At 57.5% G+C, this 14,429-nt stretch carries 15 protein-coding genes; 2 read left to right on the top strand and 13 right to left on the bottom strand.

Annotation, left to right across the window (positions count from 1 at the left end; all coding sequences use genetic code 11):
- From tmk to yceD, 11 genes are all read right to left on the bottom strand, one after another.
- On the bottom strand, positions 1-309 hold a 309-nt coding region (gene tmk / locus AB5Y82_RS06460), incomplete at its 3' end, for a dTMP kinase (RefSeq protein ID WP_368173783.1).
- The gene (gene mltG / locus AB5Y82_RS06455) at positions 309-1,310 is read right to left on the bottom strand and encodes an endolytic transglycosylase MltG (protein WP_162632596.1); all 1,002 of its coding nucleotides are present in this window, start codon (positions 1,308-1,310) and stop codon (positions 309-311) included. The genes tmk and mltG, both read right to left, overlap by 1 nt.
- A complete protein-coding gene (gene pabC / locus AB5Y82_RS06450) occupies positions 1,300-2,106 on the bottom strand; it encodes an aminodeoxychorismate lyase (protein ID WP_103252010.1) in 807 nt (268 codons plus the stop codon). Before pabC ends, mltG begins: the two co-directional genes overlap by 11 nt.
- A gap of 68 nt (positions 2,107-2,174) precedes the next feature.
- Positions 2,175-3,416 (bottom strand): beta-ketoacyl-ACP synthase II, encoded by a 1,242-nt coding sequence (gene fabF, locus AB5Y82_RS06445; RefSeq protein WP_005360452.1) that lies wholly within the window; start codon positions 3,414-3,416, stop codon positions 2,175-2,177.
- 82 nt (positions 3,417-3,498) lie between these two features.
- Positions 3,499-3,735, bottom strand: a complete 237-nt coding sequence (acpP, locus tag AB5Y82_RS06440) for an acyl carrier protein (protein WP_005300909.1) — start codon at positions 3,733-3,735, stop codon at positions 3,499-3,501.
- Between the two features lie 158 nt (positions 3,736-3,893).
- Complete coding sequence (gene fabG / locus AB5Y82_RS06435) at positions 3,894-4,628, bottom strand: 3-oxoacyl-ACP reductase FabG (protein WP_005351850.1); 735 nt, start codon at positions 4,626-4,628, stop codon at positions 3,894-3,896.
- 13 nt (positions 4,629-4,641) lie between these two features.
- Positions 4,642-5,577: an ACP S-malonyltransferase gene (fabD, locus tag AB5Y82_RS06430; protein WP_368173784.1), complete on the bottom strand. Its 936-nt coding sequence runs from the start codon at positions 5,575-5,577 to the stop codon at positions 4,642-4,644.
- Positions 5,578-5,648: 71 nt separating this feature from the next.
- A complete protein-coding gene (locus AB5Y82_RS06425) occupies positions 5,649-6,608 on the bottom strand; it encodes a beta-ketoacyl-ACP synthase III (protein WP_040065495.1) in 960 nt (319 codons plus the stop codon).
- 7 nt (positions 6,609-6,615) lie between these two features.
- Positions 6,616-7,635 carry a phosphate acyltransferase PlsX gene (plsX, locus tag AB5Y82_RS06420; protein ID WP_005351844.1) on the bottom strand — a complete coding sequence of 340 codons (1,020 nt, stop codon included), beginning with the start codon at positions 7,633-7,635 and terminating at the stop codon, positions 6,616-6,618.
- Between the two features lie 9 nt (positions 7,636-7,644).
- Positions 7,645-7,812, bottom strand: a complete 168-nt coding sequence (rpmF, locus tag AB5Y82_RS06415; protein ID WP_005300935.1) for a 50S ribosomal protein L32 — start codon at positions 7,810-7,812, stop codon at positions 7,645-7,647.
- A gap of 19 nt (positions 7,813-7,831) precedes the next feature.
- A complete protein-coding gene (yceD, locus tag AB5Y82_RS06410) occupies positions 7,832-8,353 on the bottom strand; it encodes a 23S rRNA accumulation protein YceD (protein WP_005345553.1) in 522 nt (173 codons plus the stop codon).
- A gap of 118 nt (positions 8,354-8,471) precedes the next feature.
- On the opposite strand from yceD, the gene AB5Y82_RS06405 reads away from it, so the two are divergent.
- The gene (locus AB5Y82_RS06405; protein WP_111901118.1) at positions 8,472-9,053 is read left to right on the top strand and encodes a nucleoside triphosphate pyrophosphatase; all 582 of its coding nucleotides are present in this window, start codon (positions 8,472-8,474) and stop codon (positions 9,051-9,053) included.
- A 102-nt stretch (positions 9,054-9,155) separates the two neighbouring features.
- On the opposite strand, the gene AB5Y82_RS06400 is transcribed toward AB5Y82_RS06405, so the two are convergent.
- A complete protein-coding gene (locus AB5Y82_RS06400; protein WP_111901119.1) occupies positions 9,156-9,818 on the bottom strand; it encodes an HAD-IA family hydrolase in 663 nt (220 codons plus the stop codon).
- Positions 9,818-10,762: a 23S rRNA pseudouridine(955/2504/2580) synthase RluC gene (gene rluC / locus AB5Y82_RS06395; RefSeq protein WP_005351815.1), complete on the bottom strand. Its 945-nt coding sequence runs from the start codon at positions 10,760-10,762 to the stop codon at positions 9,818-9,820. The genes AB5Y82_RS06400 and rluC overlap by 1 nt, the downstream gene beginning before the upstream one ends.
- A gap of 413 nt (positions 10,763-11,175) precedes the next feature.
- Here rluC and rne point away from each other — a divergent pair, with 413 nt between their 5' ends.
- On the top strand, positions 11,176-14,268 hold the full coding sequence (gene rne / locus AB5Y82_RS06390; RefSeq protein ID WP_111901120.1) for a ribonuclease E: 3,093 nt from the start codon (positions 11,176-11,178) through the stop codon (positions 14,266-14,268).
- Positions 14,269-14,429 lie beyond the last annotated feature (161 nt).

Here is a 14,429-nt window from a genome sequence, read left to right as displayed (position 1 = left end):
GGCCTGGGAGGAGAGATCGTGGCGATCCCCCACCACCCAGATACCATCGGCCAGTGCCGGCTTGATGCGGGTCTCCACCAGTTGTACCCGGGAGGCATACATCAGCAGCAATTCCGCCTCGATGGTGAGGCGCTCGTCGTGCACCTCTTTGACGATAGCCCGCATCCGCTCGGCCAGTGGCGTACCACCCGGCTCGCGGGTGCACTCGATCCGGTTGATGCCGTGGCGCTGCAGATAGTCGGTCACATAACGAACGGCCGAGCTCTTCCCTGCCCCTTCCAATCCTTCGATCACAATAAATTTAGACATTAGGGTTTCTTCAATATGTATTCACGAACCGCCCGATTGTGTTCATCGAGAGTCTTGGAGAAATAGTGGGCACCGCCCCCCTTGGCGACAAAATAGAGATAATCAGTCGACTTGGGGTTAAGCGCAGCTTCGATGGAGGCCTTTCCTGGCATGGCAATAGGCGTGGGCGGCAGACCGTCGATCACATAGGTGTTGTAGGGATTCTTGTCGGTCAGATCGCTGCGGCGAATGTTGCCATCGAAGCGATCCTTCACCCCGTAAATGACGGTGGGATCGGTTTGCAACTTCATGCCCAGACGCAGACGGTTGACGAATACGGAGGCGATCTGCGCCCGCTCGTCCGGCTGGCCGGTCTCTTTCTCGATGATGGAGGCCATGATCAGCGCCTCATAAGGGGTCTTGTAAGGCAGGTTGGCCTGACGTTTCTCCCAGCTCTGCTGCAGGAAAGTCTCCATATCCTGATGGGCGCGACGCAGGATCGAGAGATCGCTGGCATGGGTGGTATAGGCATAGGTTTCCGGCAGGAACCAACCCTCCAGCTTGCCATTCTCGATGCCGAGTTCCTGCGCCAGGTCGGCTTCGGATTGCTCGACGGTCAACCGCTCAAGGTATGGGGCGCTGGAGAGTTGCTTTTGCCAATCCTCGAAACGGGAACCTTCGACGAAGGTGAGGCTGAAGTGAAACTCCTTGCCCGATGCGAACAGGGAAAGGGTCTCCTTGAGAGGGGCCCCTTCCTTGATTTCATAGGTGCCCGATTTGATGGCCACCAGTTCGGGATGGCTGCGCAGCCAGAGCCGCACCGCCCAGGGGCTGGTTTCCCCCTCACCCAGTTCGGCGATCAGGCGCGCCGCATGGGCGCCCTTCTCCACCGTAAAGAGCCGGGTCGGCCCCTTGTTGGTGAGCGTCTCTACCTGTTGCCATTTGTAATGTACATAGCCCCCGGCAGCGGCTACCGTCAGTGCCGCCCCCGCGAGCAGGGTGTAAAGCCGATTAAACTTCAATGACCAAACGCTCCTGTAAACGGCGACTCAATACCGCTGGGGGATAGTGAATATCCTCGATGCCATTGACCGGCACGATCCCCATCAGGGTATTGGTGAGCCACACCTCTTCCGCCTGCCATAGTGACTCCAGCGGAGCCTCTACCACACGCAACTCAATACTCATCTGTTTCAACATCGCCATCACCTGGCGACGCATGATGCCATCGACACCACCGCGGGCGAGATCGGGCGTAAACACCGTCTTGCCCCGACGCCAAAACAGATTGGCACTGACCCCTTCAATGAGAAAACCGCGACTGTTAAGCACTATCCCTTCGACTGCATTTCGGCTGACAAGTTCGCTTTTCAGCAATACCTGCTCCAGACGATTCAAGGTTTTAAGCCCGGCCAGCATGGGGGCATCACCGATCCGCTGGCGGCACACCACCATCTCGATCCCCTCCTGTTGCCACTGGCCATAGTGAGTGGGAAATGGCGCTAGACTGACAATCCGGGTCGTGTGCTGACATCCGCTGCCATCATAGCCCCGCCCCCCCTCGCCGCGGGTCAGGATCACCTTGGCCACGCATTGTGGCTGCTCGGCCACCATCTCTTCAACCTCCCGGGTCAAGAGATCCCAGTCCGGTTCAACCAATCCCAGCCGGCTATTGGTCTGTTGCAGTCGAGCCAGATGCGCTGGCCACAGCAATACCTGTCCTTCTCTCACCGCCATGGTGGTGAAATGACCGTCACCATAAGCCAGCCCCCGATCATGGGCCGAGATGGTATCAAGCTTCACGCCATTGATAAGCAAAGGGATCCCTCCGATAAAAAAGGCCCGATACCGGCAGTATCGGGCCTGTGTCTTTGCCCTGCGGCAAATTATACGCGTTTGAAGATCAGTGAGCCATTGGTGCCGCCAAAACCAAACGAGTTGGAAAGGGCGTACTCGAAGCTGCCTGGCTTGGCCACATGGGGCACCAGATCCAGATCGCACTCATCATCCGGGTTGTCCAGGTTGATGGTGGGTGGAGCCACCTGATCACGCAGAGCCAACACAGTGATGATCGCCTCGATGGCACCGGCTGCACCCAGCAGGTGGCCGGTCATGGACTTGGTGGAGCTGACCATCAGGGATTTGGCGTGCTCACCAAACACCGACTTCATGCCACGCAGCTCGGCCACATCACCCAGCGGGGTGGAGGTACCATGCGCGTTGATGTAACCAATCTGCTCGGGGGCAATGCCCGCATCCTTGATGGCATTTTTCATGGCGCGGGCGCCACCGTTGCCATCTGCAGGAGGCGCAGTCATGTGGTACGCGTCACCGCTCATGCCAAAACCGACCAGCTCGGCGTAGATCTTGGCGCCACGGGCCTTGGCGTGTTCGTACTCTTCCAGTACCAGTACACCGGCACCGTCACCCAGCACGAAACCATCGCGATCTTTATCCCACGGACGGCTCGCTTTTTGCGGCTCGTCGTTGCGGTTGGAGAGTGCCTTGGCGGCAGCGAAGCCACCCATCCCCATCGCGGTGGAGGCTTTCTCGGCGCCACCGGCGACCATCACATCGGCATCACCGTAAGCGATCATCCGGCCCGCCATACCGATGGCATGGGTACCCGTGGTACAGGCGGTGGTCACAGCGATGTTCGGCCCTTGCAGACCTTTCATGATGGAAAGATGACCGGACACCATATTGATGATGGTGGACGGAACGAAGAAGGGACTGATCTTGCGCGGGCCGCCGTTGACCAAGCTTTCGTGGTTCTGTTCAATCAGACCCAGACCGCCGATACCGGAGCCAATCGCCACGCCGACACGTTCGGCATTCTCTTCATTGATGGTCAGCCCGGAATCATCCAGCGCCTGCATACCGGCCGCGATGCCGTATTGAATGAAGAGATCCATCTTGCGAGCGTCTTTACGGTTGATACCGTACTGCTCGGGATCGAAATCCTTGACCAGACCTGCGAAGCGGGTTGCAAACTCGCTGGCATCAAAGTGTTCGATAAGGGAAATGCCGCTCTGCCCGTTGAGCAGTGCTTGCCAGCTGGATTCGGCAGTGTTACCCACCGGGGAAAGCATCCCCAAGCCGGTCACCACGACTCTGCGTTTTGACACTGAGGTAGTCTCCGAGAGGTGTTTTGAAAAGGAACAAATACAAAAGAAGCGGCCCTTGGGCCGCTTCTTTCAGAACAGGAACTTATTCCTGATTAGCGGTGATGTAGTCGATAGCCGCTTGAACAGTGGTGATCTTCTCGGCTTCTTCATCAGGAATTTCGGTATCGAATTCTTCTTCCAGCGCCATTACCAGTTCAACGGTATCCAAAGAGTCAGCGCCCAGGTCGTCGACGAAGGAGGCAGCGTTCTTAACGTCTTCCTCTTTAACACCCAGTTGTTCGATGATGATTTTCTTTACGCGTTCTTCGATGTTGCTCATGACCTGAATTTTCCTTTAAAAATACGCTATTTGCGTCTGGTTGGGGTAGTTTATTCAATTGACGTGAGTTTGCAAGTAGCTTGCCGCTGGTCAAACCACGAAATGTGCCAAACTTCGGCGTACTATCGCAAATTTGAACAGATCTCACGACAAATTGATTACACCATGTACATCCCGCCATTAACATGCAGGGTTTCGCCGGTGATATAGGCTGCTTCATCAGAAGCCAAGAATACCACAGCTGCGGCAATTTCTTTTGGATCACCCAAACGGGCGGCAGGCACCTGACTCATGATGCCGGCACGTTGATCGTCATTCAGGGCACGGGTCATGTCGGTTTCGATGAAACCGGGGGCAACCGCGTTCACTGTGATACCACGGGATGCCACTTCCCGCGCCAACGATTTGGTAAAACCAACCAGACCGGCCTTGGCGGCAGCATAGTTGACCTGACCGGCATTGCCCATGGTTCCCACCACGGAGCCAATGCTGATGATGCGACCGTGACGTTTCTTCATCATGGCACGCAACACCGGTTTGCTCAGACGGTAAAGCGAGGTCAGATTGGTATCGATGATCTCGTTCCACTCGTCATCTTTCATCCGCATCAACAGGTTGTCACGGGTGATCCCCGCGTTGTTGATCAGGATGTCGATGTCGCCAAAGCGCGCCTTGATGGCGGCGAAGACGGCTTCGATGGATTCCTGGCTGGTCACGTTGAGTGCCATGCCGCAACCATTGTCGCCCAGATAGGCGCTGATCGCCTCGGCACCGCTCTCGCTGGTCGCCGTACCGACCACTTTCGCGCCACGGGCCACGAATGTTTCGGCAATCGCACGGCCGATGCCACGACTGGCACCGGTCACCAACACAACCTTATCGGTAAAGCTCATCTCTTGCTCCTGTTTACTTGATCTGGGCCTGCGCCTGCTCGAAAGAGGCGGCATCGTTGGCGTGAATACCTTCCACGCGCTTGTCGATGCGCTTGGCGAGCCCGGTCAACACTTTGCCCGGTCCCATCTCGATCTCGAGGGTAACCCCCTCATTGGCCATCCGCTCGACAGTCTCGGTCCAACGAACCGGGCTGAACAGCTGACGTACCAGCGCTTGCTTGATGGCGGCCGGATCCTGTTCACAGGATACGTCGACATTATTGATGACCGCGATGGTTGGAACCTTGATCTCGATCCCGTCCAGCGCAGCTGCCAGTTTTTCTGCGGCAGGTTTCATCAGCGCGCAGTGAGACGGCACGGAGACCGGCAGCGGCAGCGCACGCTTGGCGCCCGACTCTTTCATCAGCACGTTGGCGCGCTCAACGGCCTCTTTGTGACCGGCGATAACCACCTGGCCCGGGGAGTTGAAGTTGACCGGAGAGACCACCTGCCCCTCTGCCGCTTTTTCGCAGTTGGCGGCGATGGATTCGTTATCCAGACCGATGATGGCCGCCATGGCGCCGGTGCCTTCCGGTACCGCTTCCTGCATGGCCAGACCACGCAGCTCGACCAGTTTGACCGCATCGGCAAAATCGAGTGCGCCGCTGCAAACCAGCGCGGAGTACTCACCCAGGCTGTGACCCGCCATCATGGCAGGCGTTGCCCCACCCTGCTGTTGCCACAGGCGCCACAGGGCGACAGAGGCTGTCAGCAGCGCAGGCTGGGTGCGCCAAGTTTTGTTCAGATCTTCAACCGGACCATTCATCACCAGGGCAAACAGGTCATAACCCAGCACCTGACTCGCCTCGGCGAAGGTCTCCTTGATCACGGCATGTTGTTCGGCCAGCTCGGCCAGCATGCCAACGGACTGGGAACCTTGTCCCGGGAAGGCAATGGCAAATTGGGTCATCATTGATTCCTTTTAGATAAGACAAAAATGAAATCGGTGACGGGATGATGGGCGCACCATCCCGCCGAAGATCAGAGGCGAACCAGCGCCGAGCCCCAGGCAAAACCGCCGCCAAAGGCTTCCAGCAGTACCAGCTGACCCGGTTTGATCCGGCCATCCCGCACCCCTTCATCGAAGGCGACAGGGACGGACGCAGCAGAAGTGTTGCCGTGCTTGTCGAGGGTCAGTACCACTTTATCGAGGCTCATACCCAGCTTCTTGGCGGTGGCACTGATGATGCGGAAGTTGGCTTGATGCGGCACCAGCCAGTCCAGCTCGCTCGGTTCGATGCCAGCAGCGGCCAACGTCTCGGTTACGATCTCGCTCAAACGGGTGACCGCGACCTTGAAGACATCGTTGCCCTTCATATACATGTAGGCTTCGAGCTCGGCACCCGGCATGCCGCGACGGGGATGAGGCAGCTTGAGCAGCTCGCCATAACGGCCATCGGCATGAAGATGGGTAGAGAGGATACCCGGCGTCTCGCTGGCACCGACAATCACAGCCCCTGCCCCGTCACCAAACAGGATGATGGTGCCGCGATCTTGTGGATCGCACATGCGGGAGAGTACATCGGCCCCGACGACCAGCACATGGCGGGCAGCGCCGGATTTGACGAACTGATCGGCAATGGAGAGTGCGTAGGTGAAACCGGCGCAGGCTGCAGCCACGTCAAAGGCAGGAATGCCCGGTACGCCGAGTAGCCCCTGCAGCTCGCAGGCGGCAGCCGGGAAGGCATTTTCAGCACTGGTGGTGGCCAGCACTATCATATCGAGATCGGCAGCGGTCAGACCGGCTGCATCCAGGGCGCGCAGGGCGGCCTGGTAAGAGAGGGTGGCAACGGTTTCGTCAGCCCCGGCAATACGGCGCTCACGGATACCGGTGCGTTCCACGATCCACTCATCACTGGTCTCAACCATCTGCTCGAGATCGGCGTTGGTACGCACTGAACTCGGCAGGTAGCTGCCAGTACCCAGAATTTTGCTATGCATAGAGTTCTTATAGATCCCTGTCAGAGAAGACAGCTTCAAGGCGATCTGCTATTTGCAGTGGAAGTTGATGTTTGGCCTCTTGTGCGGCCAGCAGGATCGCATTACACAGAGCGCGCCGTTCGGCCCGCCCATGACTTTTTACCACAATGCCGCGCAATCCTAACAGACTTGCCCCGTTATACTGGTCGGGGTTCAGGTAAGAAAAACGCCGTTTGAACATAAATCCGGCGATCCGGCCAAGAAAAGTGCGTTTCTTGCGGGGATATCCGGCCAGCTGGGCCATCATCCGCACCACCCCTTCTGCTGTCTTGAGGGCGACATTGCCGACAAAACCGTCGCAGACGATCACGTCGCTGTCGCCGCTGAAGATGCGATCCCCTTCGACGAACCCGACATAATTGAGCGCGTGGCACTGACGCAACAATTCGGCACTGTGGCGTACCAGATCATTGCCCTTGATCTCCTCCTCGCCGATGTTGAGCAAGGCAACACGGGGGGATGCAATCCCTTCGACCTTTTCGGCTACGACGGAGCCCATCACGGCAAACTGCAGCAAGGTATCCGCATCGCAACTGACGTTGGCGCCGAGATCCAGCATCACGGTGCGCTTGCCGCTCAATGTGGGCAGCGCCTTGATAAGGGCAGGTCTGTCTACCCCGGGCAGGGATTTGAGCACGCACTTGGCCATCGCCATCAACGCACCGGTATTGCCGGCACTGACGCAGGCATCGGCCTCACCGGCTTTCACCAGATTGAGTACCACCCGCATGGAGGAGTCTTTCAGAGTACGCAGCGCCACGATCGGTTTATCGCCCATGCCAACCACTTGGGATGCATGTACGAAACGAACGCGCGGATGATTCAGCAAGCCATGTTGCTGCAGCAGAGAAGAGGTCTGGTGCTGGTCGCCAACCAGGATCAGTTTTAGCTGGGGTAAAAGAGACAGTGCCTGCACGGCGGCAGGCACTGTTTCCGAGGGGCCAATATCTCCCCCCATGATGTCTAGCGCGACAGTTTGCGTAGACAAAGGCAATCCTTAAGCGATTACCTTTTTACCGCGGTAGAAACCATCGGCAGTCACGTGGTGACGACGATGAATTTCGCCACTGGTCTGATCAACAGTCAGGGCAGCGGTGGTCAGCGCATCGTGGGAACGACGCATGCCACGCTTGGCACGGGTTTTACGGTTCTGTTGTACGGCCATTGTAGGCTAACTCCTAAATTCACTTACGTTTAAGCTCTTCAAGAACTGCAAAGGGATTCGGCCGCTCATCAGCAGGTTCGATTTCACCCCAGGTCATCTCCATGTTTCCTCTCGGGCATGCATCCAGAGAATGCATTGCGACTTGAGGCAACGAGAGGATGAGTTCATCCTCCAGGATTTGATGAAGATCTATCTCGCCGTTTTCGTCCAACTCAATGGGCTCATAAGCTTCCGGCAGTTCTTCCTCGTTTGTTCTTTCGAACAGCGGAGTGTAGATAAATTCAGCTTCACAGAGGTGTTCGAATGTCTCTCCGCAACGTTGGCAAACCAGGTCAACCTTGGCATGGGCAGTGCCTTTCATAACGGTCAACTTCTGGACATCTTTGCCAAAGTGCAGTGATACCTCGATATCACTCTGCAAGCCAGCGGTTGATTCCTCCAGCCTGGGCATCTGCGACTTTTCCACTATCCCGATGTAATCGAGCAGCTTCAAGGCACTACGGACTGGATCAACCTTAACGGGCAACTTCACCTTTTGCATAGGGCGCGAATAATATAGGTCCAACAACTGATAGTCAAAGGAAAAAGTCCTTACCGCCGATGATTTTAACGTCACAAGTCCCTAGAATGCCGGTACTCGCTTTCATCGGTACCTGATTATGCCACAGAATCTGATCCTCGCCTCAACTTCTCGCTATCGCAAAGCCCTGCTGGAGAAGCTCGGCCTCCCCTTTGAATGTGCCGCGCCCGATGTGGATGAACGACCACTGGCTGGCGAATCCGCCGAGGCGCTGGTGGCCAGGCTGGCCCATGCCAAGGCAGATGCTGTCGCCCAACATCGTGATCACGGCTTGATCATCGGATCTGATCAGGTGTGTGTCTGCGATGGTAACATCCTCGGCAAACCGGGCACCATCGACAATGCCATCGCCCAGCTGATGGCAGCTCAAGGTCGCAGCGTCACCTTCTACACCGGCCTGTGCGTAGTAAATGCCGCAACCGGTGAGGCTCATCAACTGGTGGAACCTTTCACCGTCCATTTTCGCAACCTCGATGAAGCCGCCATTCGCCGCTATGTAGAGGCTGAATTGCCCCTAGATTGTGCAGGCAGCTTCAAATGTGAAGGGATGGGCATAGTGCTGTTCAAGGGGCTGGAGGGGCGCGATCCTAACGCCTTGATCGGTCTGCCACTGATCGGCCTGATCGAGCTGCTGGAGCGCCACGGTATTGCCCTGCCCTGATTGCGGGTAAAAATAGATAAGCTAGATCGAGGATATAAAAAGCCCGGTCAATAGACCGGGCTTCTGTTATCAATCAGATTGATGTCTGTTAAAAAGAGGCGTCTACAACAGCTCGCGAAGAGCCGTCATGGAGTCCACCACCGCCACAGGTCCGTGACGACTGAGGGCATCCCGACTATCCACACCCCAAGTGACGCCAATTCGCGGCATGGCGATCGCCTCGGCCATCGCCATATCGTGAACAGAGTCGCCGATCATCACCGCCTGCCGGGGTGACAGCCCCAACTCGTTCAGGATCTGCTCAAGCATCAGCGGATCAGGCTTGGAGCGGGCCTCATCGGCCCCTCGGCTAGCCACAAACAACGGGCGTAGCCCGGTTTCATCCAATACCCGCTCCAGCCCACGGCGCGATTTCCCGGTAGCGACGGCCAATTGCAGCCCTCGTGACCGCCAGTCATGCAGCAACTCCCCTGCCCCGGCAAACAGCGGGCTGGGAGTGGTGCCGTGCAGATAGTGATAACGATAGCGATCGATGAGTGCGACAATCTGGCGCTCATCAATGGCGGCGCCACTGTCGCTACATAAAGGGAACAGACGGGACATGGCGACATCAAGGCTCAATCCGATGATCTGCCGGATCTGGGCTGGTGCAGGTACCGCTAGCTCACAATCTCTGGCGGCCCCCTGAACACAGGCAACAATCCGGCCCACCGAATCCATCAGGGTGCCATCCCAATCGAAAATGGCGAGCCGGATATCCTGCATCAGCGTGGCAAGCCGTTGAGGAAGTTGTCGAGTTCAGGTGCCAGCGGCGCTTCTACCTGCATCTCGCGACCATCGGCCGGATGGGTGAAACTGAGCTTCCAGGCATGCAAAAAGAGCCGTTTCAGCCCTTGGCTGCGCATTTTCTCGTCAAACGCCGCTTCACCGTACTTATCGTCACAGGCGATCGGATGACCGGCATGCAGGGTGTGCACCCGGATCTGGTGGGTACGACCGGTGATGGGGCTGCACTCGACCAGGGTCGCTTCGGCAAATTGACGCACGATACGGAAACGGGTTTCAGAGGGTTTGCCATCAGCGCTGACCCGTACCACCCGTTCACCGGATTGCAGATCGTTTTTGCGTAGCGGTGCGTTGACCACCTTGACGTGAGCCTGCCATTTGCCGCGAACCAGCGCCAGATACTGCTTGCGCATGGTCTTGACGCGCAACTGCTCATGTAAGCTGCGCAGGGCGCTGCGTTTTTTGGCAACCAGCAATACACCAGAGGTGTCGCGATCCAGTCGATGAACCAGTTCGAGGAAACGGGCTTCCGGCCGCAGGGCTCGCAGCCCTTCAATCACGCCAAAGCTCAGGCCGCTGCCACCGTGTACTGCCATGCCGGAGGGCTTGTTCAGCACGATCATGGCATCGTCTTCGAACAGGATCTGGCTCTCCAGACGCTGGATAACCCCGAGGTTTGCCGAAGGCAGCTCATTCTTCTCGGCAACGCGCACGGGGGGCACCCGCACCTCATCACCTGCGCAGAGTTTGTACTCCGGTTTGATGCGCTTTTTGTTTACTCGCACTTCACCTTTGCGAAGGATGCGATAGATCAGGCTCTTGGGGACGCCCTTTAGCTGAGTCTTGAGAAAATTGTCGATGCGCTGCCCGTCATGCTCAGCTTCGATGGTGAGCAGCTGCACTTGTTGTTGTATCTGTGTCATGGCGCGGATTTTAACACTGCCAGCGCCCCTTGGCTGCATGGTTTGTTGAAAAATGGCGCCTTGCTATAAAAGAGGTTTAAATGGGATAATAAACAAGGTTTTGTCATTGTGTTCAAGCCTTGTACTAAGTGGCCAAAAAGTATGCCACCCAATCCCGAAACACCGTGTATACAAGAACATGACGGTTCCCGGGTGCGAGGTACAACGCATGGAGAACACAAACATCACCGTTTATTTGTCTCCATTTCGGCATCCTTATTCATTCCTTCTCGAGAAGTGATGACCAGAACGCCCTTAGTTTGCGCCTCATGCATACCCCAACCGGGAGGTTGCCCCAGTATGCTGAAGACCCGAGGCCGGCGCTGGCAGGACCCTGATGGAGGAAATCAAAATGACACAATAATGAGAACTCAATGAAAAGAATGCTTATCAACGCAACTCAAGAAGAGGAGTTGCGCGTAGCGCTGGTTGACGGACAACAGCTCTACGATTTGGATATTGAAAGTCCGGGACACGAGCAGAAGAAAGCGAACATTTACAAGGGTAAGATCACCCGCGTAGAACCCAGCCTTGAAGCTGCTTTTGTTGATTACGGCGCCGAGCGCCACGGTTTCCTGCCGTTGAAGGAGATCGCCCGCAATTACTTCCCCTCCGGTTACTCCTATCAGGGTCGTCCCAACATCAAAGAAGTGGTCCGCGAAGGTCAGGAAGTTATCGTCCAGATCGACAAGGAAGAGCGTGGCACCAAGGGTGCAGCCCTCACCACCTTTATCAGCCTGGCAGGTAGCTACCTGGTACTGATGCCCAACAACCCCCGTGCCGGTGGTATCTCCCGCCGCATCGAGGGTGATGAGCGGACTGAACTGAAAGAAGCCCTGAGCGGATTGACCGTGCCGGAAGGCATGGGCCTGATCGTGCGCACTGCCGGTGTAGGCAAGTCTCCGGAAGAGCTGGAGTGGGATTTGAACGTCCTGCTCAACCACTGGGACTCCATCCACAAGGCCTCCCAGGAGCGCGCTGCGCCGGTGCTGATCCACCAGGAAAGCAACGTCATCGTGCGTGCCATCCGTGACTATCTGCGTCGCGATGTGGGCGAGATCCTGATCGACAATCCGGTGATTTTCGAACGCGCCAAAGCCCATATCGAGCTGGTACGTCCCGATTTCCTCAACCGTGTGAAGCTGTACAAGGGTGAAGTTGCCCTGTTCAACCACTTCCAGATTGAGAGCCAGATTGAATCAGCCTTCCAGCGTGAAGTGCGCCTCCCCTCCGGCGGCAGCATCGTTATCGATCCGACCGAAGCACTGACCTCCATCGATATCAACTCCTCCCGCGCCACCAAGGGCGGCGATATCGAAGAGACTGCGCTGCAAACCAACCTGGAAGCGGCCGACGAAATTGCCCGTCAATTGCGTCTGCGCGACCTGGGTGGCCTGATCGTAATCGACTTCATCGACATGACCCCGGTTCGCCATCAGCGCGAAGTGGAAAACCGTCTGCGTGAAGCGGTGCATCAGGATCGTGCCCGCATCCAGCTGGGTCGGATCTCCCGTTTCGGCCTGCTGGAGATGTCTCGCCAGCGTCTGCGCCCCTCCCTCAACGAGTCCAGCAGCCATATCTGCCCCCGTTGCCAGGGCCAAGGCGTGATTCGTGACAACGAATCTCTCGCCCTGTCCATCTTGCGTCTCATCGAAGAAGAGGCCATGAAGGACAATACCGAGCAGGTTCACGGCCAGGTGCCGGTGGATGTTGCCGCCTATCTGCTTAACGAGAAGCGTGCCGCCATCGCCAGTCTGGAGCAGCGCAATGATGTGCGTGTTTACATCATTCCGAACCAGCATCTGGAAACCCCGCACTACGAAGTAACCCGCATTCGTCAGAACGAGATCCCGGAAGCGGCCAGCTACGAGCTGAAAACCGAGATTGCCAAGCCGGTCTACCAACCGAAGCAAGCTCAGGTGATCGAGCGTGAGCAACCGCTGCTGCAAGGCTTTGCCCAACCGGCACAACCGGCTCCTGTTGCACCGCACCAACCGGCGGCACCCGTTGCTACGGCCCCTGTCGAAGCCGGCTTCTTCAGCAAGCTAATCAAAGGCATTACCGGCCTGTTCAGCAGCGATGCAGCCCCTGCCGATGTGAAAGCGCCCGCCGAGAAACCTGCAGCTCGTGAAGCACGCAAGGATGAAGGTCAGCGTCACCAGCGCGAAGAAGGTCGTGGCCGTGGTCAGCGTCCTCGTCGTGACGACAATCGTGGCAACCGCAACAATGCGGAAGCTGGCGAGAAGCGTGAAGGTGGCAACCGCGAAGCCGGTGAAAACCGCAATCGCCGTCCACGTAAAGAGCGCGAGCCTCGTCAGGAACGTGAAGCTCGTGGCGAAGTGCGCAACGAGCAGCGCATGGAACGTGAACCCCGTCAGGAACGAGAGCCTCGCGAACCGCGCCAGGAACGTGCACCACGTCCGGCCCGTGAACCTCGAGCACCCCGTGAGCCGCGCGCCGAAGTCGTTGTTGAAGCGGTAGACGCCGTTGATGCAACTGCCGCCCAGCCACGTCAGGAAAAAGAGCAGAAAGTAGCAGAGCGCCGCGAACGTCGCCAACTGCGCAAGCAGATCCGCGTCGATGTCGCCGCTGCTGACACCCCTGCCCTGCCGGTTGACGAAGTACCAGCGCAAGCTGAAGTGATCGATGCTACCGTGGGTAACGAGCAGGAAGAGCAGAGTGAAGGCCAGCGCCGTTCACGCCGCACTCCGCGCAGCCAGCGTATCGAAGGTCAGCGCCGCAAGCGCATCAATGAAGATGCCCGCAGCCAGCGTGACGAAGAACAGCAAGATTCCACCACTCTGACCACCGCAGCCCAGGCAGATATTGCCAAAGCGCAGGTTGAAGAGCCGGTAGTGCCTGTTGTTACCATCCCGAGCGCTGAAGCCGTCGCTGCAGCCCTGCAAGCCTCTGCGGCACTGACCGAGCATGTGGTTGTCGAAGTCGTTGCTGAAGAAGCTGCCGAGCAGGCTGCTGCCCAGGTCGAAGCAACTCAAGCCGATGTGATCGCTAGCCCGGTTGTTGCAGCTGTCGCAGAAGTCGTGGTTGCAGCAGAGCCGGAAGTTGCCGTTGTCGCCGCTCCCGCTGTAGACGAGACTGCCGCTACCGTGGTTGAAACCGCTCCGGTTGTTGAAGAAGCCCCTGCTGTCAGCCCCCCTGTCGTAGAAGCTGTACCGGCTGCAGTCGAAATGCCAGTTGCTGTTGTCGAAGCCCCGGCTCCTGTCGCTGCCGTTGCGGTGGAAGAGACTCCGGTCGTTACCAAACAGGTATCTCACGGTGCCGGCCTGCTGGCTCGTGCCCGCAAAGCATCCGCGCCGATGGCAACCCCTGCCGAAGCCCCTGCCCTGCCTGCTCGTGAGCCGGTTAACTACCCGCCGCTGGTACGCAACGAAGTGAGCACATCAGGTCGTCATGGTGGCAGCACTGCCGCCGTCAACGTGGCCACCTGCCCGGCCGGTCGCCCCTAAGCAACCCGGGTTGACCCCCTAAACAAAAGCCACACCAACCGGTGTGGCTTTTTTATTTCTGTCTGCCCCGTCCTGAATATGGTTTACACCTTTCCCCCCAATAAATGGAGAACCCGATGGGACAAGGTGTGAAACGGACACAGCGCGATTACTCGCTGACT

Origin of the sequence: Aeromonas sp. s13, from assembly GCF_040907905.1 — a bacterium.
Taxonomy (GTDB): domain Bacteria; phylum Pseudomonadota; class Gammaproteobacteria; order Enterobacterales; family Aeromonadaceae; genus Aeromonas; species Aeromonas veronii.
Note: the sequence above shows the minus strand (reverse complement) of the source record. Positions and strands in the feature narration are given on the sequence as shown.

What these genes read in the sequence shown, in the direction of transcription:
- acpP (WP_005300909.1), bottom strand. Translation starts at nt 3,735, where the DNA reads ATGAGCAACATCGAAGAACGCGTAAAGAAAATCATCATCGAACAACTG.
- fabG (WP_005351850.1), bottom strand. Translation starts at nt 4,628, where the DNA reads ATGAGCTTTACCGATAAGGTTGTGTTGGTGACCGGTGCCAGTCGTGGC.
- fabD (WP_368173784.1), bottom strand. Translation starts at nt 5,577, where the DNA reads ATGACCCAATTTGCCATTGCCTTCCCGGGACAAGGTTCCCAGTCCGTT.
- AB5Y82_RS06425 (WP_040065495.1), bottom strand. Translation starts at nt 6,608, where the DNA reads ATGCATAGCAAAATTCTGGGTACTGGCAGCTACCTGCCGAGTTCAGTG.
- rpmF (WP_005300935.1), bottom strand. Translation starts at nt 7,812, where the DNA reads ATGGCCGTACAACAGAACCGTAAAACCCGTGCCAAGCGTGGCATGCGT.
- yceD (WP_005345553.1), bottom strand. Translation starts at nt 8,353, where the DNA reads ATGCAAAAGGTGAAGTTGCCCGTTAAGGTTGATCCAGTCCGTAGTGCC.
- AB5Y82_RS06405 (WP_111901118.1), top strand. Translation starts at nt 8,472, where the DNA reads ATGCCACAGAATCTGATCCTCGCCTCAACTTCTCGCTATCGCAAAGCC.
- AB5Y82_RS06400 (WP_111901119.1), bottom strand. Translation starts at nt 9,818, where the DNA reads ATGCAGGATATCCGGCTCGCCATTTTCGATTGGGATGGCACCCTGATG.
- rluC (WP_005351815.1), bottom strand. Translation starts at nt 10,762, where the DNA reads ATGACACAGATACAACAACAAGTGCAGCTGCTCACCATCGAAGCTGAG.
- rne (WP_111901120.1), top strand. Translation starts at nt 11,176, where the DNA reads ATGAAAAGAATGCTTATCAACGCAACTCAAGAAGAGGAGTTGCGCGTA.